Origin of the sequence: Comamonas sp. Y33R10-2, assembly GCF_019355935.1 — a bacterium.
Taxonomy (GTDB): Bacteria; Pseudomonadota; Gammaproteobacteria; order Burkholderiales; family Burkholderiaceae_C; genus Comamonas.
Genome location: NZ_CP079925.1, coordinates 2,314,377 through 2,339,831 on the forward strand (window position 1 = coordinate 2,314,377; position 25,455 = coordinate 2,339,831).

The following is a 25,455-nucleotide window of genomic DNA, read 5'->3' on the forward strand; positions in this document are numbered from 1 at the left end:
CACCGCTAGCAACCTCAGGGCGTTACCGCCGCATTCAACATCTGCGCAAACTGCTCGTAATAAGGTGGCAACATCCCCCACTCGCGGCGCGGGTCGTGGTTACCTGCCTTGTACACCGAGCGTGCATGGCTGAACTCCATAAAGCCTTCGCGGCCATGGTAGTGACCCATGCCTGAAGCGCCCACGCCTCCAAACGGAGCGTCTTCTAGCGCGGGGTGCATGACCACATCGTTAATCGAGACTCCGCCAGACAAGGTGTTATCCAGCACCCAGTTTTGCTCAGTCTCATCACTGCCAAAGTAATACAGCGCCAGCGGGCGGTCACCTTGATTAATGGCGGCCACCGCATCAGCAATGTTTTGGAAACTGCGCAGCACTACGGCGGGGCCGAAGATTTCATGCTGAGAAATTTCAGCATCGTGAGGGGGGTTGATCACCACCGCCAAAGGCAGGCGGCGGTCCACGCCGGTTTGAGCAGCGCCAGCTTCCAGCACTTGCACGCCACGGGCCTTGGCATCTTGCACATAGCCGTGAACGCGGGCGTGATGACGCTCGTTGACCACAGGTGTCATATCCGCATTCGCGGTGACGGATGGGTACAGCGACTGGTATTGAGCCACGATACCGTCCGCCAATGCCTGCAGCCGCGACTCGTGCACCCACACCACATCGGGCGACACGCAAAGCTGACCCGAGTTCAGCGACTTGCCCACGGCGATACGTTCAGCCACGCTAGCAAGATCGGCCGAATCACCCACCAGCACGGGCGACTTGCCGCCCAGCTCGAGCGTGACGGGTACCAAGTTTTTGGCCGCAGCCGCCATGATGAGCTTGCCCACGCTGGTCGAACCGGTGAAGACCAGATGGTTCCAGGGCTGCTCAGAGAACTCAGCTGCCACTTCAGGACCTCCTTGCACCACAGCCAGCACTTGGGGATCAAAACGCTTGGCCACCGCATCAGCCAGAACCTGCGCGGTGCGAGGTGCAATTTCAGAAGGCTTGAGCACGGCACGATTGCCTGCTGCAAAAGCGCAGGCCAGTGGCGACAGCAGTGTGAAAAGCGGTGCATTCCACGTGCCGATGATGCCGATCACGCCCTTGGGCTGGTATTTGACCCAGGCCGATGCGCCAAACATGTCAAAAGGCTTAACGCTGGGGCGCACTGAATCGCCCAGCCACTCGGTCAGATGATCACGAGCATGCTTGAGCGAAGACAGTGAGCCAAGAATGTCATTGGCTAGGGAAAACACTGCTGGGCGACCACCAAAGTCTTCGCCCATGGCTTGGCACAGCGCATCTTTGGACTCGACTAGCAGGTCAATCACTTGCTGAATGCGCTGCACTCGCACCTCGGCGCTAACTGCGCCCTCTGCAATAAAAGCTTGGTTTTGCATGTCCAGCAGTTGGCGAACGCCAATGGACGAATTCGTTTGGGTCATTTTGTCTCCTTGATATTTCTCTTAAAGCCCTGCTTCAAGGCTTACATGCTCAGACCTCAGGATTTCCCGGTCGTCGTCCGAAAAGACGATGGCACAACGCCGAGCCGCCCGCACGATGCAGCGCATGCACACCCCTCAAACCACGCCCCCCCCGTCACTTGGCGCACTCACATGAGTCTTGCGTTACTGGCTTTGGTCTATATTTTCTCTTTCATTGACCGCCAGGTGCTCTCTATTTTGCTGGAGCCCATCAAGCAGGAGTTTGGTGCTTCAGATACGGAAATGGGCCTGCTTACAGGTTTGGCCTTTGGCCTGATTTATGCGGTGCTGGGCGTTCCTGTAGGGCGCATAGCTGATACAAAAAATCGCCGCAACATCGTGGCTGTGTGCTGCGGTGTTTGGAGTCTTGCAACCGCGGCCTGCGGCTTTGCTACCCAATACTGGCACATGCTGGTGGCACGCATGAGCGTGGCTGTGGGTGAGGCTGGCGGCATGGCGCCGTCCATCTCCATCGTCTCCGATCTGTATCCACCCAAGATGCGCTCGTTTGCCATCAGCTTGTTCATGATGGGCCCTAACTTGGGCACGCTGCTGGGCTTGGTGATTGGCGGCATGGTGGCGCAGTACTACGGCTGGCGCTCGGTATTTTTGGCCTTTGGCATTCCGGGTGTCATTCTTGCGCTGCTGGTGTATTTTTTCGTCAAAGAACCTGTGCGCGGTGCTTATGAAGCGCAAGCTGCCAAAACAGCTGAAAAAAGCACAGAGCCACGCGAATCCATGATGCGGCAAGTCAAACGCCTGCTGAGCATGGCGCCGCTGCGCAATATCTGCTTGGCTTGCGGTGCAGCCGGGATTGCCGGTTATGGCTATGGTGTTTGGGCTCCCAGCTTTTTCATGCGCATTCACGGCATGAGCATTTCTCATGCGGGTTTGGTGTTTGGCCTGGCCAGCGGCTTGGGCGCGGTCTTTGGCGCTATGTTCTGCGGCTGGCTCTCCGACAAACTGACTCAGCGCGATGCTCGCTGGCAGCTGCGCCTGGCCGCCATTGGCACTTTCTGCGCCGTGCCTGCGGGTATCGCCGTGTTTTTCTGGCCTGTATCCGACTTCTGGACAGTCGCTGGTATCAAAGTGCCTTACGCCATGGCCTTTGCACTGGTGTTTGGATTTTTTGCCAGCTGGTTTGCCACGCTTTCATACAGCGCCATCAGTCAGATGGTGACGGCTAAAGAGCGCAGCGTAGCTGCCGCCCTGCTCAATTTGTTTATGACATTGCTGGGGGTGGGCCTAGGCCCATTGGTCACCGGAATGCTGTCAGATTACTTTTCTCAGTCTCATGGCGCAGAAGGCCTGCGCTGGGCATTGATGAGTGTGGTATCTATCCTCATCCTTACCGTGCTGTTCTTTGCTTTGGCGATCAACCCTTACAAGCAACGCCTGCAGCAACTTCAGTCAGCAGCTACATAACAAGAATTCGGAGACTTTTTTATGACTCAACCCGTCGTCCTCATCACCGGTGCTAGCCGCGGCATTGGTGCAGCCACTGCCGTATTCTTTGCCAGCAAGGGCTGGCGCGTCGCCATCACTGCTCGTACGCTTGCCGAAGGTGCGCAACTAGAAAATCAGCTGCGCCTGCCCAATGGTCAACTGCTTTCAGGCAGCCTGCAATCCACCGCCGCGGCGATTGAAGCCGCTGGCGGCGAGGTGTTCTCCCATGTCATGGATCTGATGGATCTGGGCAGCCTCGACAAGGCCGCCGATGCTGTGCTGGCGCGCTTTGGCCGCGTGGATTTGCTGATCAACAACGCCGTCTATCAAAACCGTGAAGTCAACGACCTGATCCCCGACATCAGCAGCGCATCGCTTGAGCGCTCAATGCTGGGCAATGTGATTGCTCCCTTCCAGCTGGCGCAGCGCCTGCTGCCCAGCATGGTGGCGCAAGGCGGTGGTCGCATCATCAACGTCAGCTCGGCTGCAGGCCAGTTCAACCCGCCTGTGCCGGCAGACAAAGGCGGCTGGGGCTTTGCCTATGGCGCATCCAAAGCTGCGATTGCGCGCCTAGCTGGTTGCATCAACACTGAATACAAAACGCAGGGCGTACGCGCCTTCAGCGTCAACCCCGGTGTGGTGACCACCGAAGCCGTCAAGGCAACTCTGGGTGACGATGGTGTGCTAGCCCAGCGCTATGGAGCATCCACCCCACAAGAGATTGCCGCTGCTTTGTTCTGGCTGGGCACAGAAGAAGACGCGTTGCCCCTTGCCAAGGCCTACACCCTAATTGACTTGCAGCCGCTGTACAAAGAGCGCGTGGCCGTAGCCGCTTAGGTTTATCGAAAGCAAGCGCAAACATCGACCCTAGCGCAAACCCTGAGCGGTTTGCGCCAGATCAAGGTCGCGCATACACTCGTCCAAACAGAGTATGCGCGCAGCCGCCTGCCGCACGAAGATGAAGTGTCCAAAACAAAATATGGAGACTTCTGCAATGGCAACCACGAAGGACTACCGCCTCGGTGAATTTACCTACCCACGTGGCTGGTTCATGATTTCTGATGCCAAGGCGCTCAACACCCACAAACCTGTGGCTGTGCGCTTTTTTGGCCAAGATTTCGCGCTGTACCGCGGTCGCGAAAGCGGCAAGGTCATTCTTCTGGATGCCTACTGCCCCCACATGAAGACCCATCTGGCTGCGCCCAACACCACAAGCTACGTGGTGATCGATGGCGGTGGCAGCAACGTTGAAGATGATGGCATTCGCTGCCCTTACCACGGCTGGCGCTTTGGCGCGGACGGCAAGTGCAACGACATCCCCTATCACGACGGTGCCATCCCAGCGGCTGCGGCCGTCAAGAGCTGGACCGTGGTCGAACAATACGGCGCGATCTGGGCTTGGTTTGACCCCGAAGGTGGCGCCCCCGATTACGACCTGCCCGTGTTTGGTGACTGGTTCGATGAAACCTATACCAACGGCGACTGGGACTATCTGGGCGAGCTGAACCAGCACCCTATGGAAGTCGTGGACAACATTGCCGACTACGGTCACCTGAGCCCCATTCACGGCTCTACCGTGGAACGCTTTGAAAACGAATTCAAGGGCCACAACGCCATTCAGCGCCAGTGTGGCGGCCACCGCACACTGGTGGGCGAAGGCGGCGCCAGCGACATGCTGCACACCGACACTTGGTACCACGGCCCAGCCATTTTGGTCTCCAAGGTCAGCGGCATGTTCAATTCGTTCATGATGATCATGCACACCCCCATCGAGGACGGCAAGATCAAGGTCTGGCACAACCTGCTGGTCAAGACCATGCATGGCGGCCTGCCTGGTAAAGCGGACGTGGTTGCTGCCAAGCAGTTCCAAGAAGCCAGCCGTATGGCCTTTGCACAAGACTTTGAAGTCTGGTCGCAAAAAGCACCTTGCCTGAACCCGCTGTTCATCCCTAGCGACGGCGCCTTCCTCAAGGCCCGTATCTGGTACAAGCAGTTCTACAACCCGCGCGCCAAGGCTGCAGAGTATCTGGACCAGTGCGAAGGCAAGTACATCCCTCGCGGTATGGTTGCCTACACTCCAGACACTGAAGAAGCCGCTGCCTGATCGCAGAGTCATTCCAAGGTAAAAAGCCCATTTAAAAGGCCCATGCAAATTGCATGGGCCTTTTTTCCTCAATGACTAAGAGAAGACCTCAGGGTCTGGCGTGTGTCACTTCTGTCAATATGAACTGATGCACGCCCCAACCAAACTCACCAGACTGCGCAGCCGCTGAAACATCAAGGTTATGCGCTGCACTAAGAGCCAACTCCACCGAGTCAAACCACCACTCGACGATATAGCGGTAGCCATAGCCGGCTGGCGCTTTCTCATCAAGCGTGTTGCAGACAATCCGGCTGGCCTGATTGAGCCCACCACTTTTCCACTTCGGCGGGCACTGCTCAAAACTCATTGGAGCGCCTTGCCACTCATCGCTGCGCTGTAAAAAACCAATCAACATGACTTGCTCTTTTTGCGGCAGCGCAGCAGCCGATGCACCAGCAGCCAAACTGTCATACAGCACCTGCTGGCGGCACAGCACCGAGAAGTTGCGCACATAGTCAGCAAACACACGCGGCTCGTCGGGGCGCATGATGGCCAGCGTTTCCGGGTCGTCCCAGATAGCGGCACCGGCCTCTCTCTCTGCCAGCACCATCAGATTGACGCCGTCATAGTCGCTACTGAGTGCCAATGCATTCGCTTGCAACTGGCGCGAGCACTGAGCCACCGCCTTGACGCGCTGGCCCACGCTCTTGCATTGCCGACCCAGCGCTGAATGCTCGCGCCAAGCCTGCGGGAAGTCTGCGGCCGCCAGCGCCGGGTTGCGCCGGGCCAGATAAATCATCTTCCACACCGTGGGTTGGTTTTCTTCTTGCATCATTTTTTCAACCATTTCAGGCAGGTACAGCCGCTGAAGAATGCGCCTGACGATAAGCCTTGGGGTAGTGCGCCAGCGCCTGCGCAAAAGCCCACAGCCCCGGCAACAGCATGCACATCATCACCACCATTGCATAGCGCAAGCCCTGACCTTGCCAGACCGTATTGAGCACATCGCTGAGCCAGCCCGCAGCAATCGGCCCCACACCATTGCCCAGCAAAGCACCCGCCATCAGCACCATGGCACTGGCCGTGGCACGGCGCTGTGCAGGCACCACCAAGCTCAGCGCGGCATAGGTTGCAGGTGCCCACCAAGCCGTAAAAAATGAGTAAATCAACATGCAGGCTAAAGAGAGCGAAAACAATTCATCGCTCACCAGCAGGTAAGCCAGCCCAAAAAGCGCAGCCAAGCCCACGCCGATGACGGGAATGCGAATCTGCCAGCGCACATCGCCTCGGGCCAATCTGTCCGTCAGCCAGCCCGAAAAAAGACTGCCCGCCACCGACAAAAATGCAGCCACAGCAGAGATACCACCCGCCTGCTTGAGACTCAAGTCAAAGCGCCGCGCCAGCAGCGCCACATTCCACGAACCTATCGACAAGCCTGCTATCAAAGCGCAAGCAGCACCCATAATCAGAAAGCGCGTTACAGGCTCATTCCATATTAATTTCACGGCAGATTGCGCTGGTTTGGCAACTGCGCTCGCATGGCTGGCAACCGCCTGAGTCATAGCGGCCTGAGTCAGTGCTCGCACAGGTTCTTGCACCGTCAAGCGCAAGATCAGCGACAGCAGCACAATCGCCACACCGATGATGACCATCGTCACCCGCCAGCCCCACCACTGCGCAAACAGCGGCCCCAGCAGCAGCGCCAGCAATGCCCCGACAGCTCCGCCAACGCCAAACACACTCATGGCGCGCGAGCGCTCCGTCGGCGCATACAGATCGGCAAGAATAGACATGGATGCCGCCCCACCTCCCGCATCGCCCAGCGCAGCGCCTGCACGAGAAGCCGCCAAGCCCCCTGCCCCAGTCGCCAGCGCTCCCAAGGCTGCAATACAGCCGCCAATGCCTCGGCACCAGGCAATCAGGCCACGACGCTCGCGTCGGTCAGCTAGGCGCCCCAGAGGAATGCCCAGCGCGCCAAAGGTCAGCGCAAAGCCAAGGCCGGTAATCAGGCCAATCTGCAGATCTGAAAAGCCAAACTCCTGTTTGATAGGCTGCAACAGCACCGCCAGAATCTGCCGGTCCATGAACGTCATGGCAGACAGGGCCGTCAGCAATGCCAGCACATACACTCTCGATTTGTTTTGATGATTTTTTTCTGTCATTGTTTTCTTGCTTGTGCATTGCTCAACGCCTGAGCAGATTTCGCTAAGCCGCTTTTTTCTGAAGTCGCAGGCACTGCTCCCACTGCGCAAAAAGATCGTGGCTGTACTCTTCACAATCGATCTGGATGGTGTGACTTTCCGAACGTGTAAAGCCGGACTTCGCCGCTTCATAGGCCTGGTGCATTTCGCGTTCCATGGTCTCAGGATTCGGCAACGCAATTCGCCCCAAAATGGCGTCGGCTAAAAAGCTGGACTGCAGCTCAGCCACAGGCATCATGGAGCACTTGGGTTGCACCAAGCCCACGAAGTAAAGCCCCTGATGCTGTGGCAACACCATGCGCTGCCACAGCGCTATATCGTTGTTCGGGGCACTGATGAAATTCGCATCGAAAAACGGAAACGTGATGCGATAGCCACTGCAGTGCACCAGCACATCGACACGCTCTTGACTGCCATCCTCAAAGACCACCGTGTCGCCGCGCAACTCGGTGATATTGCCTTTGGGAACAATATCGCCATGAATCAGACGCGAGTGAATGTCCTGAGAAATCGTGCCATGGCGATAGGAGTACGGCTCTACCGGTTGCTTGAGCCCAACGCGTGAAGGATCTCCTGCCACGCTGCGAATCAAATGCTCGGCAATCAGGTTGTATGCCTTGGTGCGCAAGGCACGCGGCACATAGCGCCGGCGCAATTTCTCCATCAACCCGGGGCGCGTCATGGGGTGACGGACTTTGCTGTCTTGTGCAATATTGCCCAGCACCTTGGGCGCAATCCAGACACCGGAGCGCTGCGACAAAATGACTTTGACCGGACCCGTCACCTGGTCGGCTGGCGTGGACATATCCATGCGCAGCGCCTGACCCAGCTCACTGGCAATGTCCATGGCAGAGTTGCCTGCGCCGATCACCACCACGCGCTTGCCGGCCATATTCACGGGCGACTTGATATCCACATAGTGATGGGCGTGGAATTGCTGGCCATTGAAATGCCCCGGAAACTTCACCATGCGAGGATTCCAGTGGTGGCCATTAGCAATCACCACATGCTCAAACTCCTGCACCTCAACCTGCCCGTCCGGCTGGCAGATCTTCATCAGCCACTGCCCCTGAGATACCTTGCTGATGTGAAGCACTTCAGTGTTGAAGCGAATCAGCGCACGCACATTGAATGCCTCTGCATAGGACTCAAAGTATTCAATGATCTCTGTGTGGCTCGGGTACTCGGCAATATGTGCAGGCATCGGGAAGTCCGACAGCTGCATCATCCGTTTGCTGGTGTTGATATGCAATGAGCGGTAGATGGAACTCATGCCGTTGTCGTTGCCAAAGCGCCAGAGTCCTCCCAACTGACTGCCTTTTTCGAACACCACGACATCAAGCCCTTGCTGGCTCAGCACCTTGGCGCAGACCACCCCGCTGGTACCGGCCCCCACGATGGCCACGCACGGTTTTTTCTCTGTAGTTGAAGCATTTCTCATAGACACGCCGTCGTCCTTTTCAATGACGTCTGGATGAAGCCCTGTACCTGTCAAAGCAGGCTTGTACCGCAGGGTGAGAGTGTGGCCACCTCCTTGTCTCCATCAATGAAGCAGCCTTACGCATCGTGGTTGCCTGCCCCTTGCACCACATCGTCTTAATGGACGACTCACTGACCCTATATGCCCAAGTGCCTCACCCCTTCCTAATGTCACAAGACTGCACCAGCAGCCCCCGAAAAACATGAGGAGACAGAACATGCCGCACTTTGAAGTACTCATACGCCATGGCAGCGTGGTCGATGGAACCGGCCAAGCGCCCTACTGCGCAGACATTGCCATCAACAATGGCCGCATCGCAGCCATAGGCAGCCACCTGACAGGCACGGCAAGCACTGAAATTGACGCCACAGGCCTGCTTGTAACCCCCGGGTTTGTGGATGTGCACACGCACTTTGATGGGCAAGCCACCTGGGATGAGCGCCTGTGGCCCACCTCTCAGCAAGGCGTAACTACGGCAGTCATGGGTAATTGCGGCGTGGGCTTTGCCCCCTGCCGCCCCGAAGACCGCAACACATTGATTGCACTGATGGAAGGAGTGGAGGACATTCCCGACACAGCCTTGCATGAAGGGCTGCCGTGGACATGGGAAAGTTTTCCGCAATACCTGCAAGCGCTGGATCAGCGCTGCTATGACATCGATATTGCGGCCCTGCTGCCCCACGGCCCCTTGCGTGTCTATGCCATGGGGAAACGCGCCGTGCGCCGTGAACAGGCGACGGCCGCGGACCTGCAAGCCATGCAACAACTGGTGCGGCAGGGCCTGGCCGCTGGAGCGGTGGGGCTTTCCACCTCACGCACCATGGCGCACCGCTCCAAATCGGGTGATTTCACACCCATGTACCAGGCCGCCAGCGAGGAATTGCTGCAACTGGGCCTCTCGCTCAAGGATCATCCCAACAGCGTGTTTCAGATGATTTCGGACTTCGACAATACCGAAGAAGAATTCAGCATCCTGACCCGCGTCAGCCAGGCTACGGGATGTGCCAGCACCCTCAGCGTCATTCAGTACCCCCACAAACCCCAGCTTCACCGAACCTTGTTGCAGCACATTGCCAAGGCTAATGCGGATGGGCAACGCATCACCGGCCAGGTGCTGAACCGGCCCGTGGGTGTGCTCATGGGCTTTGAGTGCAGCCTCAACCCCTTCTCCTGCAAGCCCAGCTATGAGGCTCTGGCCACCTTGCCACCCACAGAACGCATCAAAACGCTGGCAGAACCAGCCACCCGGCACGCCATCCTCACCGAGCCCGATCGCAACCCTCACCTGTTCATGGAGTACTTTGGCCACAACTACGCCGGCATGTACCCTTGGCGCGAGTCAGAGCCCAACTATCTGCCCGGACCAGAATCATCGGTGCAGGCCCTGGCGGATGCTGCTAATGTTTCGCCCCTCGAATGGATGTACGACTTCATGCTCGGCCAGCATGGACAAGCGTTGGTGTACCTGCCCATGGCCAACTACATCGGCAACGATTGCGGGGCACTGCATGAGTTGCTCAAGCACCCCCATACGGTTCCGGCACTCGGCGATGGTGGCGCCCATGTGGGCACCATCTGCGACGGTAGCGCCACCACCTTTTTGCTGACGGAATGGGTTCGCAATCGCGGTCTGTTCAAAATCGAGGAAGCTATTCAGCTGCTCACCCAGCGCCCTGCCGCGCTCTACGGCTTTGCCGACCGGGGCACGCTGGAGCTTGGCAAGCTGGCAGATATCAACATCATTGATCTGCAGGCACTCAAAATCCTGCCACCTCAAATCGTCAGAGACCTGCCTGCCGGTGGCAAGCGCTTTCTGCAAGGTGCCGAAGGCTATCGTTTTACCCTCAAGTCCGGCGAAATTACATATCGGGACGGTGTGGCAACCCATGCCTTGCCTGGCAAACTGGTACGCCGCAGCGATCTGACCGTCTAGAAGGCCATGTTTTGAACAACGGCCCCGAGTGGGCCGTTTTTTCATACTCAGCGGTCAGCGGTCAGCGGTCAGCGGTCAGCAATTAAGTGGCCTGGGAAAATTCACAGCCACGATTTTCACATTCACTCACGTATGCCCCTTATCTAGCTTCAGGCCTGCTGGCTGCGGACTGGTTGCTGTGGCACGCCGTCCCGCGGCAATGGCAAGAGCATGGCGTGCTATGCAAAGCACCCCATTAAAAAAGAAGGAGGCCGGAGCCTCCTTTAAATCCCGTCGTCAGGCGCGACGAACAGGGTATCTCTCTACTGTTTGGAACGGTTCTTCTTGCGGGCTCAGACCACTACGGCGCTCAGCGGCTCATGCTCTGCCGCATAAGCCTTGGCCCAGCGGTAATCTGCCTTCCCTGCAGGGCTGCGTTTGACCTCAGCGGCCACATAGACGGCACGCGGTACTTTGTAGCCCGACAAATTGGCGCGGCACACCTGCTCAAACTCCTGAAGATCAAATTCTTGACCAGGTTGCACTTGCACCACCGCAGCCACCTTGCTGCCCCAGCGCTCATCAGGTATGCCCACCACCATCACGTCCTGCACAGCCTTGCAGCGGCGAGCAGCTTCCTCGACCTCTTCTGGGTAGACTTTTTCCCCACCCGTGTTGATGCACTGCGAACCACGGCCGAGCACGACATAGTCCCCCGCTGCATCGATGCGTGCACGGTCTCCCGTCAGCACCCAGCGGCTGCCGTCGATGGACACAAAAGTCTCAGCGGTCTTTTTGGGGTCGCCGTAGTAGCCCAGTGGCGTGTGGCCACGGCGCGCAAGAATGCCTTCGTCTCCAGGCTGAGTGAGAATCCGCAGGTCTTCAGAAATCACACTCAAATCCGGACGTGGGACGATGCGCATCAAGCCTTCGCCCTCGGGTGTTTTCTCACCGCCACCCAGCACGCCAGACTCAGAACTGGCCATGCCGTTGTTGAGCATCAGATGCGGCACCTGCACCAGCAAACGCTCCTGCAGATGGCGCGAGAACACCGCACCGCCATTGCCAAAAATCATCAGCGACTTCAGCGGCCATCTGCCGGGGTTGCTCTCCAGCGTCTGGACAATGGGCTGCGCCATCGCATCGCCCACCACGGCCATCACGTTGATGTTGTGACGCTCGATCAAATCCAGCATATGAGCCGGATCAAAACTCTTGCGGTCATTCACATACACAGGATGGCCTGAGAACAAGCTGATCAACGTGGACCACATGGCCGCACCATGCATCAGCGGCGCCGCGGCCAAGTAAGCAAGAGCCGGGCTATTGGGCACCAGTTGCAACAAATCTTCTGGTGCATCAATGGGCGGGCGACGGAAGTAATAACCACCACCGCCCAGCGCCCCCATGAACAGCGCCTTGTGCGGCCACATCACTCCCTTGGGTAGACCCGTTGTTCCACCCGTGCAAAGCATGAAGATATCTTCATCGCTGCGGTCCGTGTCGCTCAGTTCTGCATCGCCTTCAGCCAGCACTTGCTCATAGCTTTTCACCAATTTTGGCAAGCCATCACGAGCCTCGCCCACCCGCAGCGCCAGCCGCATTGTGGGCACCTGTGGAATTACTTCTAGCACCATCGCATCAAAGTCTGCGCCATAGACCAAAGCGCGCAGGTCAAGGCTGTTGAAAAGACTTTGCAGCTCATCGGTCACATAGCGGTAATTCACGTTCACGGCAATCGCACCAATTTTGCTGCAAGCAAAAAATGCCTCCAGGTATTGCGCACAGTTGTAGAGCTGAATGCCAACGTTATCGCCACGGCCAATACCGCGCGCACGCAGAGCGTTGCCCAGCTTGTTCGCCCGATCGTTGAGCTGCCTGAATGTGAGCTTGTGATCGCCACATCCAAAGGCAATGCGCTCAGGCACGGCCTGCACCACCAGCTCAAAAATATCTGCCAGATTGAAAGTCCGTTTCATGTCTTTGTCTCCGTCTTTCTTATTGTTTCAAATCCGATGTGTAGCGGCATGCCCGGCGACTGCGCCATCGTCTAGCGGGCACCGACTGTATTCATCGTCCACTTGAACTGAGGACAGACCCTGAGAGCAAAAACCCAAACTTGCGGGCGCTGATATTGGCCGATAAGCGAGTGTTGCCCTGCAGAATCTTTCCTTGGTTGCAAGCCGCACCTTCATGCGTCAAATAACGCTCAAGTGCTTTATCAATATGGGCTAGAAGCTATCTTTTTTGCAGCCATCTGGTGCGCGTAAGGTTTGATGCTCCAGGCATAGGCCAGTGCCCCCAGCACATAAAAAGCCAGCATGGATACCAGAGCCCAGCGCAGCGATTCATTGCCAGCGCGAGTCATAAAAGCATCGCTGAGCAGACCCACAGTCAGCGGGCCCAAACCGCCTCCCACCGCTGTCAGCAGCAAGTTGTAGATGGACAGCGATGTGGCCAGACTCGACGATGCAATCACATTGGCCAGCGCCGCAAAAGCAGGAGCCGCCCAGAAGCTGGCAAACACCGCAAACAGGCCGTACCAGAAAACCGCATGCGGAATCTGCAGACCCGCTACCACCCACTTCTCGGGGGAATCATTCAGGTAGAACGCCAGCCCCAGCGGAATCGAGATCAGTGTTGCCAGCAACGGAATGCCAATCTGCCAGCGCACATCGCGCTTAGCCATCACATCGGTCAACCAACCACTGAGCAAGGCACCAAAGATCGCGCCCGGCCCTCCAATAAAACCCATGATGGCCCCGGCATCCTTGAGCTGCAGGCCGTGAGAGCGCACCAGAAATGCGGTGGTCCACATACCAATGGCATAACCTGAAAACGCCATCACCATGCCTGCAAGGCCAATTCCCACAAAGGCTTTGTTACGGCGCAATGCGCTCATCACATCCGAGAATTTCTCGGCTGCGGCATGGCTTGCAACCCGCTTGTCCAATGCCTCCTGGGCGCCGCGCAGGGGCTCACGGCAAGTCAGGCGCAGCACCAGCGCGATCAGCACACCGGGCAAGGCCAGCCACAAAAATGCGGCACGCCAGCCGTAGTGCTGGGCAATCCACGCACCTACACCGAGCCCGATCAGCGAGCCCAGATGCGGGCCCAGACTGAACACGCTCATGGCGCGGCTGCGCTGCTCTGGCGGGTACACGTCGGCAATCATGGTGGTTGATGCTGCCGTGCTGCCTGCCTCTCCCACCGCTACGCCTACGCGGGCGGCTGTCAGACTCCAAAAGCCCACGGCCATGCCGCACAGGCCCGTGGCAATGCTCCAGCCGCCGCAGCACCACGCAATCAGGTTGCGACGGTTGGTGCGGTCGGCATAGCGGCCAAAGGGTACGGCCAAAATGCTATAAAAAAGCGCAAAGGCCAAGCCGGTGAGCAAGCCCATAGCACTGTCCGAGACGCCCATCTCTTTCTTGATAGGCTCAATCAACACACCCATGATCTGGCGGTCAATCATGCTCATGCCATAGACGAGCAGCAGCACAAACAACAAGTAATGACGGCGCCAGCCCGTCACGTTGCTAACAGGGGCAACCTTCGTCGCCTCGTTTTGCGGCACGTTTGGCGCCACGTTTAGCGGCACAGTGGCCGCAGCAGATGCACTCATTTCCTGTCTCCTGAAAATCCGCAATCTCCGTTGCGGCTCATCGATGAAAATTCGTACGCGCTACAAAGCAGCCGTCTCTACGCCACCAGTTCGCTAAAAGGCACATCCTTGTCGGCGCGAGTCTCAGGGGGCAGACCCAGCACGCGTTCACCAATGCTGTTGAGCACCACCTCATCAGTACCGCCCGCGATGCGCATACCCGCAGAGCCGAACCACAGGCGCTCGACCATGGCAAAGCGCTCGCCCAGCTCACTGGCCGCCAGCACGCCGCGCTGGCCCAGCAAGTCGATGACGAAGTAGCTGAAAGCCTGCAGCGCAGCCGCAGCCACGTTTTTGGCGCCGCTCATTTCGGGGCCAGGCTGGCGACCTTTGCTCAAGGCGGTCAGCGCGCGGCATTGCAGCAACCACAGTGCCTGCTCTTTCAGGTACAGATCGGCCCAGCGTTCACGCATACGGCCATCCTGCAGCGCAGGCTTGCCTTCAAACCCGTAGTCCGCAAGCAGACCCGCTGTGGTGCGCCACAAATCAGCCGGCATGACACCGCCAATCGCCAGACGCTCGGCCATCAGTCCCGTCAGCGTGACCTTCCAGCCAGCGCCCAATTTACCCACCATCTGGCTGTCGGGCACAAATACGTTTTCGAAGAAGACTTCGTTGAATTCCGACTCGCCCCCGGCCTGACGGATAGGGCGAACGGTGATGCCGGGCGACTTCATATCGAGAAAGAAAGTCGTCAGCCCTTCAAACTTGGACACCTGCGGGTTGGTACGCGTCAGCACCAGCCCCCACTGGGCAAACTGCGCAAGCGATGTCCAAACTTTCTGGCCGTTGATGAGCCAACCCTCGCGGCCATCGGTGGCGTGCTCAGCGCGGGTGCGCACCATGCCCAGGTCAGAGCCCGCACCGGGCTCACTGAGCAGCTGGCACCAGAGGTTTTTGCCGCCCAGCGCAGGCGCCACATGCTTAGCCAATACTTCAGGGCTGGCGTGGGCCATGACCGAAGGCAACACCATGCCCAAACTCACGTTGAACATGCCGGTAGGTACTTTGACCTTGCCCTCTTCTTGACGCCAGATCAGCTCTTGCATGGGCGTGCCGCCACGGCCGCCCAGCGCCTTGGGCCAGGTGATGGCGCCAAAGCCGCCTGCAGCCCGCTTGCCCTGCCATGCACGGGCCGCATCCATGCGCTGCTCGGCGCTCATGCCCCGGCCAAAATAATCATCGGCACTGGCTTTGGGGTCAGCATGGGCCTGCAGCCATGCACGGCACTCGGCGCGAAAGGCGGCTTCCTCGGGCGTGTCCTCAAAGTCCATGGACTGGCTGTCCTGTCCCGTGCTTTGCACTGCACTTGTCGCTGCAACAATTTCTTGTGGCGCATCCACACGCTTTTGCAGCTCAACTGCGACCTGCTCACGCCATGCGTGCACATTGCCAAGTTCAACCGACTGCTGGCGCGCACGGCGGTAGAACAGATGACAGTCCAGCTCCCATGTGTAGCCCATGCCGCCGTGGGTGTGCAGATTCTCCTGCGCCGCATCCGAAAATGCCTGCGTCGCACTCACGCGAGCTGCAGCAGCGGCGGCGGGCAGATCTGGTGAACCAGCGGTCTGCGCCATATCTGCCGTCAGCGCCCATGCGCCGTAGTAGCAGTGGGCACGTGCCAGCTGGTTGTTGGTGTAGAGGTTAGCCAGCTTGTGCTTGATACCCTGATAGACACCAATGGGGCGGCCAAACGCCTTGCGCTCCTTGGCGTAAGCGCTGGCCATCTCCAGCGCGGCATCAGCAGCCCCCAATTGTTCAAACGCAAGCATCACGGCTGCGCGATTACGCACGCGCTCCAGCACCTGTGCGGCGCTGGCTGCACCATCGAGCTGCTCGGCAGCGGTGCAGTCAAAACTCAGCGATGCATAAGGCTTGGAGGGGTCTAGCGTTTTCAGCGCCTTGCGCTGCACAGAGGCATCAAAATTGAAGGCCACCAGTACATCAGCGCCAGCGGCATTGCGCGCCAGTGCCACACCCCATTGCGCGGCCATGCCGTCTGCCACCAACGGGCATTCGCCCTTGAGCGCCCTGCCATCAAACACCGGCAAATCGGCCAGTGGTTTTTGACCATCGGTGGGCGCGGCCAGACAGCCAATGCTTCCACCCGAAACAGGCTGCAGCCATTTCTGACGTTGCGGTGACTGCTCTTGCGTCGATAGCAAAAAAGCCTGCACAGCCAGATACATGGTGGACGCCAGTGGCACGGGGCTGAGCTGGCGGCCCACTTCTTCGGCCACCACGCACATCTCCATGGCACCCAGACCAATGCCGCCGCAGTCTTCGGGCAGCATGAGCGCCGTCACACCCAGCTGCGCCATACCGCTCCACACGCCTTGCGCGTAACTGCCTTCACCTTCTAGCAGTGCACGCGCCTGCGTCAGTGGGGATTCCTTTGTCAGAAATTTGCGAATCTCCGTACGCAAGACATTCTGGTCATCGCTGAAATCAAAATTCATGGTCGCCACTCTCCGTTCCAAATCTCATACACGCCATTACTCAGTCACCTCAGACAGGGCTTTGCGGCCCATGACCAAGTCAGCCCCTTTGGCGCCTATCGCAACCGCTGCTGCATTGGTGTTACCACATACCAGATTGGGCATGAGGGATGCATCAATCACTCGCAGACCTTGCACACCCTTGACCTTCAAGTCAGGCGAGCAAACCGCCATCTCGTCGCCCTCTGCCCCCATGCGGCACGTGCCCACAGGGTGATAACCCGTGGCCAGATTCGGGGCAATCCAGTCCAGCCACTGCGCATCCGTCTGCACGTCTTTGCCCGGTTGCACTTGCGCCTCAATCAGTGCAGCCAGGCTGGGCTGTTGGCACATATCACGCAGCAAGCGCAGCGCATGAATCAAGGTCTGGCGATCACGCTCATCGTGCAGATAGTTCATCTGGATCGCCGGGTGATCGGCCACCTTGGGCGACTTGAGGCGAATGCTGCCGCGCGAATACGGGCGCACCTGGTAGGGTGCCATCGTCATGCCACCAAAGGCATCGGGCTTCATGGCTTGACTGGAGTGCTGGCGACTGGCCGGGTCCGCACTCATGGGCAAGCCAAAGACCTGCACATCTTGATAAGGCAGTGCTGGATCGGTCTTCAGATACATGCCGAACTCAGCCGGTGGCGTGGTCAGCGGCCCTTTGCGAGCCAAGCCATAGCGCAGCAGCGAGCTCAGCATGCGCATACCGACAAACGACTGGTTCATGCTGTGGCTGGCGCTGCGCAGCTTCCACGACAGGGGCGCAGTGCAGTGATCCTGGAGGTTCTCGCCCACCCCGGGCACATGGCTGAGCACCGGTATGCCCATCTGCTGCAGATGCGATGCCGGCCCTATGCCTGAGACCATGAGCAACTGCGGCGACTGTATGGCGCCGGCGCACAGCAGCACCTCCTTGTTGGCACGTACCTGATGGAGACCCCCGCTGTGATCGCGATACTCCACACCGATGGCGCGCAGCCCTTCGAACACGATGCGCTGCACCGCGCAACGCGGCTGCAAGCTAAAGTTCTTGCGTGAAAGTGCAGGCTCAATGGCGTTGTGCGCCACCGAGGAGCGCTGACCATTGCGAATATTGAACTGAAACAGGCCCACGCCTTCGGCCCTGCCGTCGTTGAAGTCGTTCACACGCGCCAGACCTGACTGCACTGCAGCGTCCATCAACGCCAGCGTGGTGGGATGCGGCTGTGGCAGATCGTAGGCCGGCAGAACGCCGCCCTTGCCATGCAGCTCTCCCCCCAGATGCTGCTGGTCCTCGGTCGCGACAAAATACGGCAGCATCTCCTTCCATGACCAGCCCGTGGCACCCGCTGCGGCCCAGTCGTCGTAATCCTGACGATGACCACGGATGTAAATCATGCCGTTGATCGACGAAGAGCCGCCCACCAATTTGCCGCGCGGCATCATCAGCCGGCGCCCGCCCGCGTAGATTTCAGGCTCGGTCTCGTGCATCCAAGAATAGCGCGGGTTGTACGTGGTTGCCGCCCAGCCCGCAGGCATGGTGACGAACATGGAACGGTGCGCACTGTCGCCAGCCTCCAGCAGCAATACGCTGTGCCGGCCGTCCTCCGTCAGTCTGGCGGCCAAGGTACCGCCAGCTGAGCCTGCACCCACAATCACATAGTCATAGCAGTCAGTACCTGTCATACGGCTGCAACCTGCTCCACACGCGGCGACTGCAGCGCTTCAGATATGGCCGATGCAACAGGCCTGCCCGATGCAAAGGCGGGCAAGGGTGCAAGACCCAGAACCATGTCAGCCGCCTTGTCACCAATCACCACCGATGCCGCATTCGTGTTGCCGGACACCAGATGCGGCATGACCGATGCATCTGCCACACGCAGGCCTTGCACGCCACGCACCTTAAGATCCGGCGTCACCACTGTCATGGCATCCGACGCGTCGCCCATGCGGCAACTGCCACTGGCATGGTGGCCCGAGCCCATGTACATGGAAATCCAGTCCAGCAGCTCGTCATCGCTTTGCAGTTTCGGTGCCGGTCGGGTCTGCGCCTCCACCAGCATCGCCAGCGCGGGTTGCTGGGCAATTTTCATGGACATGCGCACGCCGTAAATCAGGGCTTTGCGGTCGCGTTCATCCTGCAGATAATTCATTCGAATGCTGCCCAACTGCTCGGGTTGGTTGCTCTTGAGCTTAAGCTCGCCGCGCGAATACGGGCGCACCTGGTAGGGCGCCATAGTCATGCCGGGGAAGGCTTCGGTGCGGTAGTTCTTGGCGTTTTGCATATAGCCCTCGATATCGCCGGTCACGGGCAGGCCGTGAATTTGGATATCGTTGTAGGGTAGGCTTGGGTCGCTGCTAAACCAGGCCGCAAATTCGGATGCAGGCATGGCCATCGCACCCTGCTTGGTCAGCAGGTATTTAAGCAGCGAAGTCCCAATGCCCATGCCACGCAGCGATTTGTTCAGACTGGGCGTATCGGCCTTCATGCGCCAGGACATGGGCACGATTGCGTGGTCCTGCAAATTGGCGCCCACGCCAGGCAGATCGACCTTGACCTCAATGCCCATCTCGCGCAAGTGTGCAGCCGGGCCAATACCCGAGAGCATGAGCAGTTGCGGCGACTGCAGCGCGCCCGCGCACAGCACAATTTCCTGTCGCGCTCTGGCACTGTGGCTGCCGCCGGCCTTGTCTTTCCAGTGCACCGTGGTAGCACGCTGGCCTTCCAGCCCGATACGCGTGACCAGCACCTGCATGCGCACGTCCAGATTCTTGCGCTGCATCGCAGGCTCAATGGCATTCTTGGCCACCGACGAGCGCTGACCCTTCTTGAGGTTGACCTGAAACAGGCCTGCACCATCAGGGTGGCCATTGTTGAAGTCCTTGCAGGCTGGCATGCCAGCCTGAATGGCGGCATTCACCATGGCCAAAGATACCGGGTGCGGTTGGTGCAGATTGCTAGCTGTCAGCGGCCCACCCCGACCATGCATGGGCTGGGCAAAGGCCTGCTCATCGCTTTGCTGGTCTTCCGTGCGGGCAAAATACGGCTGCAATTCGGCATAGCTCCAGCCCTTGGCGCCTGATGCCGCCCAGCTGTCGAAATCAGCCTTGTCACCGCGCACATAAATCATGCCGTTGATCGACGATGAACCGCCCAGACGCTTGCCACGTGGCAAACTGATGCGGCGGCCTGCTGCATATTGCTCAGGCTCCGTTTCATGGCCCCAGGAGTACTTGGGGCTGTTGATCATCTGACCCCATCCTGAAGGCATGTTGACCAGAAGATCCTTGTGGCTTGCCCCGCCTTCCAGCAGCAAGACCTTGTACTTGCCGCATTCGCTCAAGCGCGCAGCCAGTGTTCCGCCCGCCGAGCCTGCGCCTATGACGATGTAGTCAAAATTTTCTTCCACGGCTTGTCTCCATTGATTTAGTTATTAAATGCATTGACCCGCAGACTGAAAAAGGGCGAGCCACAGCCCACCCTTCAAACATTCAAAAAAGCTCTGGCCGTCTTGCCGTAGAAAGTCAGGCCCTTGGCGGCCATCTCGCGCAGCAGCTGCGGAGGGCGCAGTTGCTCGCCAAACAGGTCGGCCAGGCGGTCGGCTTCCGCGACAAACTGGGGCAGACCTATTCCATCGATAAAGCAGAATGGGCCGCCGGTATAGGCCGGAAAACCCACACCCAGAATCGAGCCAATATCTCCATCGGCCGGGGCCAGCAGCACACCCTCTTCCATGGCGCGCGCGCCCTCAACGGCTTGCACATACAGAATGCGCTGCTTGAGGTCATGCGCGCTTGGCTGCTGGCTTTTCAGCGGGTAATGCTCTACAAGACCCGGCCAGATGCGCTTGCCGCCGTTTTCGTCATAGTCATAAAAGCCTTTGCCCACCTTGCGCCCCAGACGCCCCAGCTCAAACAGTTGGTTGATGATGGGAACCGAGCGGCCCTGCTGGTATTGCTCAGGGAACTCCTTGGCCTGCGACTCGCCCGCATGCTTGGCCAGATCGATCGACAGCTCATCCGTAATGCCCAGCGGCCCCACGGGCATGCCCGCATGTTTGGCACAGTTCTCGATCAGCGCGGGGGCAATGCCCTCGGCCACCATGCCAATGGAGTCATCCACAAAGGCGCCAATAAAGCGGCTGGTAAAAAAACCGCGCTTGTCGTTGACGACGATGGGCGTCTTTTTGAGCTGGGCCACAAAGTCCAGCGCCTGCGCCAGCGTGGCGTCAGAGGTCTGCTTGCCGCGAATGACTTCAACCAGCGGCATCTTGTCGGCGGGCGAGAAAAAATGCAGGCCGATAAAGCGATCAGGGCGCTCGCTGGCCTGCGCCAGCAAGCTGATGGGCAGGGCCGAGGTGTTGCTTGCCAGCACGCAAGTCGCGGGCAGCACAGCATCCAGTTTCTTCGTGACCTCGGCTTTAATGGCGCGGTCTTCAAACACGGCTTCAACCACCATGTCGGCATCGCGCAGCAATTCGTAGTCGGTGCTGGGGGTGATGCGCGCCAAAATGGCGTCGGCTTTTTCGCGGCTCTGGCGGCCCTTGTCCACCAACTTGGCCAGCGCTTTTTCAGCGTACTGTTTGCCCTTGTCGGCAGCCGTCTGCTCGCGGTCTATCAGCACCACATCAATGCCCCGCTGTGCCGCTACCAGTGCAATGCCCGCGCCCATCATTCCCGCGCCAATCATGCCCAGCTTGCGGCATTTGAATGGCTCAAAACCTGCGGGCCGGTGCATGCCTTTTTCAGCCTTGGTCTTATTAACAAACAGCGTGCGAATCATGCCGCGCGCTACCGGGCTGCGCGACAGCTGGGCCATGTACTTACTCTCAATGCGCAGGCCCTTGTCTATGGGCAACTGGCAGCCTTCGTAAAGACAGCTTTGAATAGCCAGCGGCGCAGGCATGTTGTGATAAGTCTTAGCTTGCAGCATAGTGTTGCCCACCACAAAGGCAGGTGCCACGCGCGGATCCAGCGGGCCGCCGCCGGGAATGCGAAAACCTTTCACATCCCAAGGCTGCACGGCCACAGGATTGGCCAGCAGCCAGTCGCGTGCCGCCAGCAGCAGTTGCTCAGCGGGTACCACTTCATTGACCAGACCCAGCTCTTTGGCCTTGGCAGCCTGCAGTTGCTTGCCTTCCATCAGCAGTGGCATGGCCGCCAGAATGCCGATCATGCGCGGGAGGCGCTGCGTGCCGCCAGCTGCGGGCAATAGACCTACTTGCGCTTCGGGCAGCCCCACCATCACAGTCGGCGCATCTGCAGCAATCCGGTAATGACAGGACATGCAAATCTCATAGCCGCCGCCCAGTGCCATGCCATTGATGGCAGCCACCATCGGCTTGCCCAAGGTTTCAAGCTTGCGCAGCAGCTTGGACAGCGATGCGCAGGATGCGAATAACTCCTCGACAGGCAACTCGGCCATGGCATCCATATTGGCTTCCATGGTCAGCAAGTCCGCACCGGCCACAAAGCTATCCTTGCCCGATGTAATGATGCCGCCGCGCACCTTGTCGTCGCTCTTGATTCGGGCGATGCAGTCCTCCATGCTGTCCATGAAAGCCTGATCGATCACGTTCATGGTCTTGCCGGGGTAGTCCAGCGTGAGCGTTGCAATGCCATCGGCATCGACGGCATAGCGAATGATGTCTGTTGTCATGATGACTTTTGCCTCTCTCACACGCGTTCGATAATCATTGCCGAGCCCATGCCCGCAGCCACGCACAGGCTGATCAGCGCCGTGCGCTTTCCGGTCCGCTCCAGCTCATCGAGCACCGTGCCTAAAATCATGGCACCCGTAGCCCCTAGTGGGTGACCCATGGCAATCGCGCCGCCGTTGACGTTCATGCGGTCATGGGGAATATTTAGCTCTTCCATCATGGTCAACACCACGGTGGCAAACGCTTCATTGAGCTCCCACAGATCAATATCCGATGGCTGCATCTGCGCACGCGCCAGCGCCTTGCGGGCTGCGTGGCTGGGGCCATCAAGCATCAAAGTCGGCTCAGAGCCAATGCTGGCAAAAGCGCGAATGCGGGCGCGGGGTTTCATGCCTTGCCTGGCCCCTGCTTCGGCCGTACCAATCAGCACCGCAGCCGCGCCATCAACAATGCCAGAGCTGTTGCCTGCATGGTGATGGTGCTGAATCTGTTCGACCTGCGGATAGCGCTGCAGCGCCACGCTGTCGTAGCCGTATTTTTGGCCCATCTCGGTGAACGCCGGCTTGAGCGCGCTCAGCGACTCGACCGAGGTTTCAGGGCGAATGGTTTCATCGCGCTCCAGCAGCGTCATGCCCAGAAAGTCTTTGACGGGAACGACAGACTTGTCAAAGCGCCCCTGCGCCCATGCCTGCGCCGCGCGGCGGTGGCTTTCTGCCGAGTAAGCATCCAGATCACGGCGACTGTGGCCGCGCAGCGATGCCAGCAAATCGGCAGAGATGCCCTGCATCACAAAATAGGTCTTGTTGGCGACCTGCGGGTCTTGCGCCCAGGCGCCGCCGTCAGAGCCCATGGGCACGCGGGACATCATCTCCACACCCGCGCCAATGGTCATATCGGCTTGACCGGCCATCACTTTGGCGGCGGCAAAGCTCACTGCCTCCAGGCCCGATCCGCAATAGCGGTTGAGCTGCACGCCAGCCACGGTCTGGGCGTAGTCGGCCTGCAGCACCGCCATACGGGCAATGTTGCCGCCCTGCTCGCCCACCGGCACCACACAGCCCATGAGCACATCGTCCACCAACGAGGTCTCGAGCTGATTGCGCTCTCGCAAAGCCAGCAGTGGCTGCGCTGCCAGCCAGACCGGAGTCACCTCGTGCAAAGCACCGTCAGGCTTGCCCTTGCCCCGAGGGGTGCGGACATGGTCAAAGATCAAAGCATCCATCTGCTTTCCTCACATCACCGAGTTGTTGTCTGAATCCTTATTCAGGTTGCCATACGCCTTGCGGGCAAACCTACTTGATTCAGACTAGGGCCAGACTATGAGTAGATCAACCCAAAACAGCCGGTAGTCCGCTCAGCAGCTACGCTATGCGCTATCAAAAGCAAAAAGTCTCACTTCTTACCAATGATTCGCTGCGCGCCGTGGTCAGACATCTGAGCGGCAAGATTTTTTCCATCTCTGCGCATATGAAAACCCTTGCCGTCAAAACAGGTCTCTGGCCTCTTTTCCTTGTAAGGCGTACCGCGTTGACGCTCGCCTGCCGGCACGCCCTAGCTCAAACGGACGGGTTCAAACCAGCCAGTCTCAGCAAGATAGAAAACTACAAGCAAAAAAGGAATCAACTATGAACCCGGAGACCGCCGCTCATTCGCCAGGCCCGCTGGCCGGAATGCGCGTCATTGAATTTGCCGCCATAGGGCCCGCCCCTTTCGCCGGGATGATGCTGGCCGACATGGGCGCCGAGGTCATACTCATCGAGCGCAGCGCCGACTTTGCAATGGCCTCGCACTACCCGCGCATGGCGCAAAACCGGGGCAAAAAGTCCGTCGCGCTCGACCTCAAATCAGAAGCCGGCCGCGAAGCGGCTTGGAAGCTGATTGAATCGGCTGATGCACTGATTGAAGGCTTCAGGCCCGGCGTGATGGAGCGACTGGGCTTCAGCCCCGAAGAAGTCGCAAAACGCGCCCCCAGCTTGGTCTTTGGCCGCGTCACCGGCTGGGGCCAGACCGGGCCGCTGGCGCAAGCGGCCGGGCATGACATTAACTACGTGGCGCTCACGGGTGTCATGTCCACGTCCATGCGCCCGGGCCAAGCCCCTGTGCTGCCGCCCACAATAGTGGGCGACATGGCGGGCGGCGCCATGTTTTTGCTGTTTGGCATTCAGTGCGCCATGTTTGAGGCCCAAAAATCCGGCAAAGGCCAAGTTGTGGATGCCGCCATGATCGACGGCGTCGCCGCCATGAGTGGCCTCATGCACCAGATGCGCAGCGCCATGGGCTACTGGAAGGATGACCCCGCGCAAAACCACTTCCTCAACACCTCACCTTTCTATGAAGTGTTTGAATGCGCAGACGGTAAGCACATCACCTTGGGTGCCATTGAGCCCCAGTTCTACGCCTTGCAACTGCAAAAGCTGGGCCTGAGCGATGTGGACCCCAAGCGCCAGTACCAAACCACCGACTGGCCAGAAGTCAAAGCCCGCGTGGCCGACATCGTGCGCAGCAAGACGCAGGCGCAGTGGTGCGCGGAGCTGGAAGGCAGCGACGTCTGCTTTGCTCCCGTGCTGACTCTGGCCGGCGCGCCCAGCCACCCGCATAACGCCGAGCGCAATTTATTCATAGATTTACCGGTAGACGGAAAAACCCAGCGCCAACCCGCACCCGCCCCGCGCTTATCGCGCACCCCTGCGCGCCAGCCGGTGCCCGGCACCAAAATTGGTCAAGACACCGATGCGGTACTGTCATCAATGGGTTATGCCGCAGAAGATATTGCGGCGCTGCGGGAGAGTAAGGCCTGCGCTTGAGAGCTACGGGAAGAGATAACTCGATGAGATAGCCGCTATCAAAACAAAAGCTGCCTGTGCATGATTTCAATGCGTTTCGGATGCTTTCCTTCTGAAATCTATGAATAACAAGCACTGGCAGCTATGTTTTTTGTGTTGTCGGCGGCTACGCCTATGAGCCAGCACTCACTTAGATTGACTTTATATGCAGCCAAACTTGCAACAGGCTGCAAGCATTTCAATGGAAAACCGGCTTGCTGAAACCTAAGCTCACGCTCATCAA

At 58.8% G+C, this 25,455-nt stretch carries 17 protein-coding genes; 6 read left to right on the plus strand and 11 right to left on the minus strand.

All coding sequences use genetic code 11. The features are described from left to right. Positions 1-14: 14 nt before the first annotated feature. Positions 15-1,439, minus strand: coding sequence for a coniferyl aldehyde dehydrogenase (locus KUF54_RS10315; protein ID WP_219342709.1), 1,425 nt, complete (start codon positions 1,437-1,439; stop codon positions 15-17). A 171-nt stretch (positions 1,440-1,610) separates the two neighbouring features. Between KUF54_RS10315 and KUF54_RS10320 the strand changes: the two genes are divergently transcribed. The 3 genes from KUF54_RS10320 to KUF54_RS10330 all read left to right on the plus strand — a co-directional run bounded on the left by KUF54_RS10320 (position 1,611) and on the right by KUF54_RS10330 (position 5,028). Beyond that, positions 1,611-2,903 (plus strand): MFS transporter, encoded by a 1,293-nt coding sequence (locus KUF54_RS10320; protein ID WP_219342711.1) that lies wholly within the window; start codon positions 1,611-1,613, stop codon positions 2,901-2,903. A 21-nt stretch (positions 2,904-2,924) separates the two neighbouring features. Beyond that, positions 2,925-3,761, plus strand: a complete 837-nt coding sequence (locus KUF54_RS10325; protein ID WP_219342713.1) for an SDR family NAD(P)-dependent oxidoreductase — start codon at positions 2,925-2,927, stop codon at positions 3,759-3,761. A gap of 157 nt (positions 3,762-3,918) precedes the next feature. Continuing rightward, on the plus strand, positions 3,919-5,028 hold the full coding sequence (locus KUF54_RS10330) for a Rieske 2Fe-2S domain-containing protein (RefSeq protein ID WP_219342715.1): 1,110 nt from the start codon (positions 3,919-3,921) through the stop codon (positions 5,026-5,028). 88 nt (positions 5,029-5,116) lie between these two features. Here the strand turns inward: KUF54_RS10330 and KUF54_RS10335 are convergent, their stop codons facing one another. From KUF54_RS10335 to KUF54_RS10345, 3 genes are read right to left on the minus strand one after another with little or no spacing between them, the layout of a single operon-like run. Then, the gene (locus KUF54_RS10335) at positions 5,117-5,842 is read right to left on the minus strand and encodes an EthD domain-containing protein (protein WP_255576024.1); all 726 of its coding nucleotides are present in this window, start codon (positions 5,840-5,842) and stop codon (positions 5,117-5,119) included. Positions 5,843-5,855: 13 nt separating this feature from the next. Then, entirely contained in the window at positions 5,856-7,169 is a 1,314-nt protein-coding gene (locus KUF54_RS10340; RefSeq protein WP_255576025.1) for an MFS transporter, read from the minus strand. 43 nt (positions 7,170-7,212) lie between these two features. Next, entirely contained in the window at positions 7,213-8,649 is a 1,437-nt protein-coding gene (locus tag KUF54_RS10345; protein ID WP_255576440.1) for an NAD(P)/FAD-dependent oxidoreductase, read from the minus strand. Between the two features lie 256 nt (positions 8,650-8,905). Here KUF54_RS10345 and KUF54_RS10350 point away from each other — a divergent pair, with 256 nt between their 5' ends. After that, entirely contained in the window at positions 8,906-10,621 is a 1,716-nt protein-coding gene (locus KUF54_RS10350; RefSeq protein ID WP_219342722.1) for an amidohydrolase family protein, read from the plus strand. A 332-nt stretch (positions 10,622-10,953) separates the two neighbouring features. On the opposite strand, the gene KUF54_RS10355 is transcribed toward KUF54_RS10350, so the two are convergent. From KUF54_RS10355 to KUF54_RS10385, 7 genes are all read right to left on the minus strand, one after another. Next, positions 10,954-12,579, minus strand: a complete 1,626-nt coding sequence (locus tag KUF54_RS10355; RefSeq protein WP_219342723.1) for an AMP-binding protein — start codon at positions 12,577-12,579, stop codon at positions 10,954-10,956. A gap of 242 nt (positions 12,580-12,821) precedes the next feature. Then, the gene (locus KUF54_RS10360; RefSeq protein ID WP_219342725.1) at positions 12,822-14,225 is read right to left on the minus strand and encodes an MFS transporter; all 1,404 of its coding nucleotides are present in this window, start codon (positions 14,223-14,225) and stop codon (positions 12,822-12,824) included. Between the two features lie 77 nt (positions 14,226-14,302). Further along, complete coding sequence (locus KUF54_RS10365; protein ID WP_219342727.1) at positions 14,303-16,723, minus strand: acyl-CoA dehydrogenase; 2,421 nt, start codon at positions 16,721-16,723, stop codon at positions 14,303-14,305. 36 nt (positions 16,724-16,759) lie between these two features. Continuing rightward, complete coding sequence (locus tag KUF54_RS10370; RefSeq protein WP_219342729.1) at positions 16,760-18,415, minus strand: GMC family oxidoreductase; 1,656 nt, start codon at positions 18,413-18,415, stop codon at positions 16,760-16,762. Next, positions 18,412-20,139 (minus strand): GMC family oxidoreductase, encoded by a 1,728-nt coding sequence (locus tag KUF54_RS10375; RefSeq protein ID WP_219342731.1) that lies wholly within the window; start codon positions 20,137-20,139, stop codon positions 18,412-18,414. The genes KUF54_RS10370 and KUF54_RS10375 overlap by 4 nt, the downstream gene beginning before the upstream one ends. A gap of 74 nt (positions 20,140-20,213) precedes the next feature. Next, on the minus strand, positions 20,214-22,388 hold the full coding sequence (locus KUF54_RS10380) for a 3-hydroxyacyl-CoA dehydrogenase NAD-binding domain-containing protein (protein ID WP_219342733.1): 2,175 nt from the start codon (positions 22,386-22,388) through the stop codon (positions 20,214-20,216). Positions 22,389-22,405: 17 nt separating this feature from the next. After that, on the minus strand, positions 22,406-23,611 hold the full coding sequence (locus tag KUF54_RS10385) for an acetyl-CoA C-acetyltransferase (RefSeq protein WP_219342735.1): 1,206 nt from the start codon (positions 23,609-23,611) through the stop codon (positions 22,406-22,408). 146 nt (positions 23,612-23,757) lie between these two features. Between KUF54_RS10385 and KUF54_RS10390 the strand changes: the two genes are divergently transcribed. Further along, positions 23,758-24,018, plus strand: a complete 261-nt coding sequence (locus tag KUF54_RS10390; RefSeq protein WP_219342737.1) for a hypothetical protein — start codon at positions 23,758-23,760, stop codon at positions 24,016-24,018. Between the two features lie 41 nt (positions 24,019-24,059). Then, positions 24,060-25,193, plus strand: coding sequence for a CaiB/BaiF CoA-transferase family protein (locus tag KUF54_RS10395; RefSeq protein ID WP_219346360.1), 1,134 nt, complete (start codon positions 24,060-24,062; stop codon positions 25,191-25,193). Positions 25,194-25,455 lie beyond the last annotated feature (262 nt).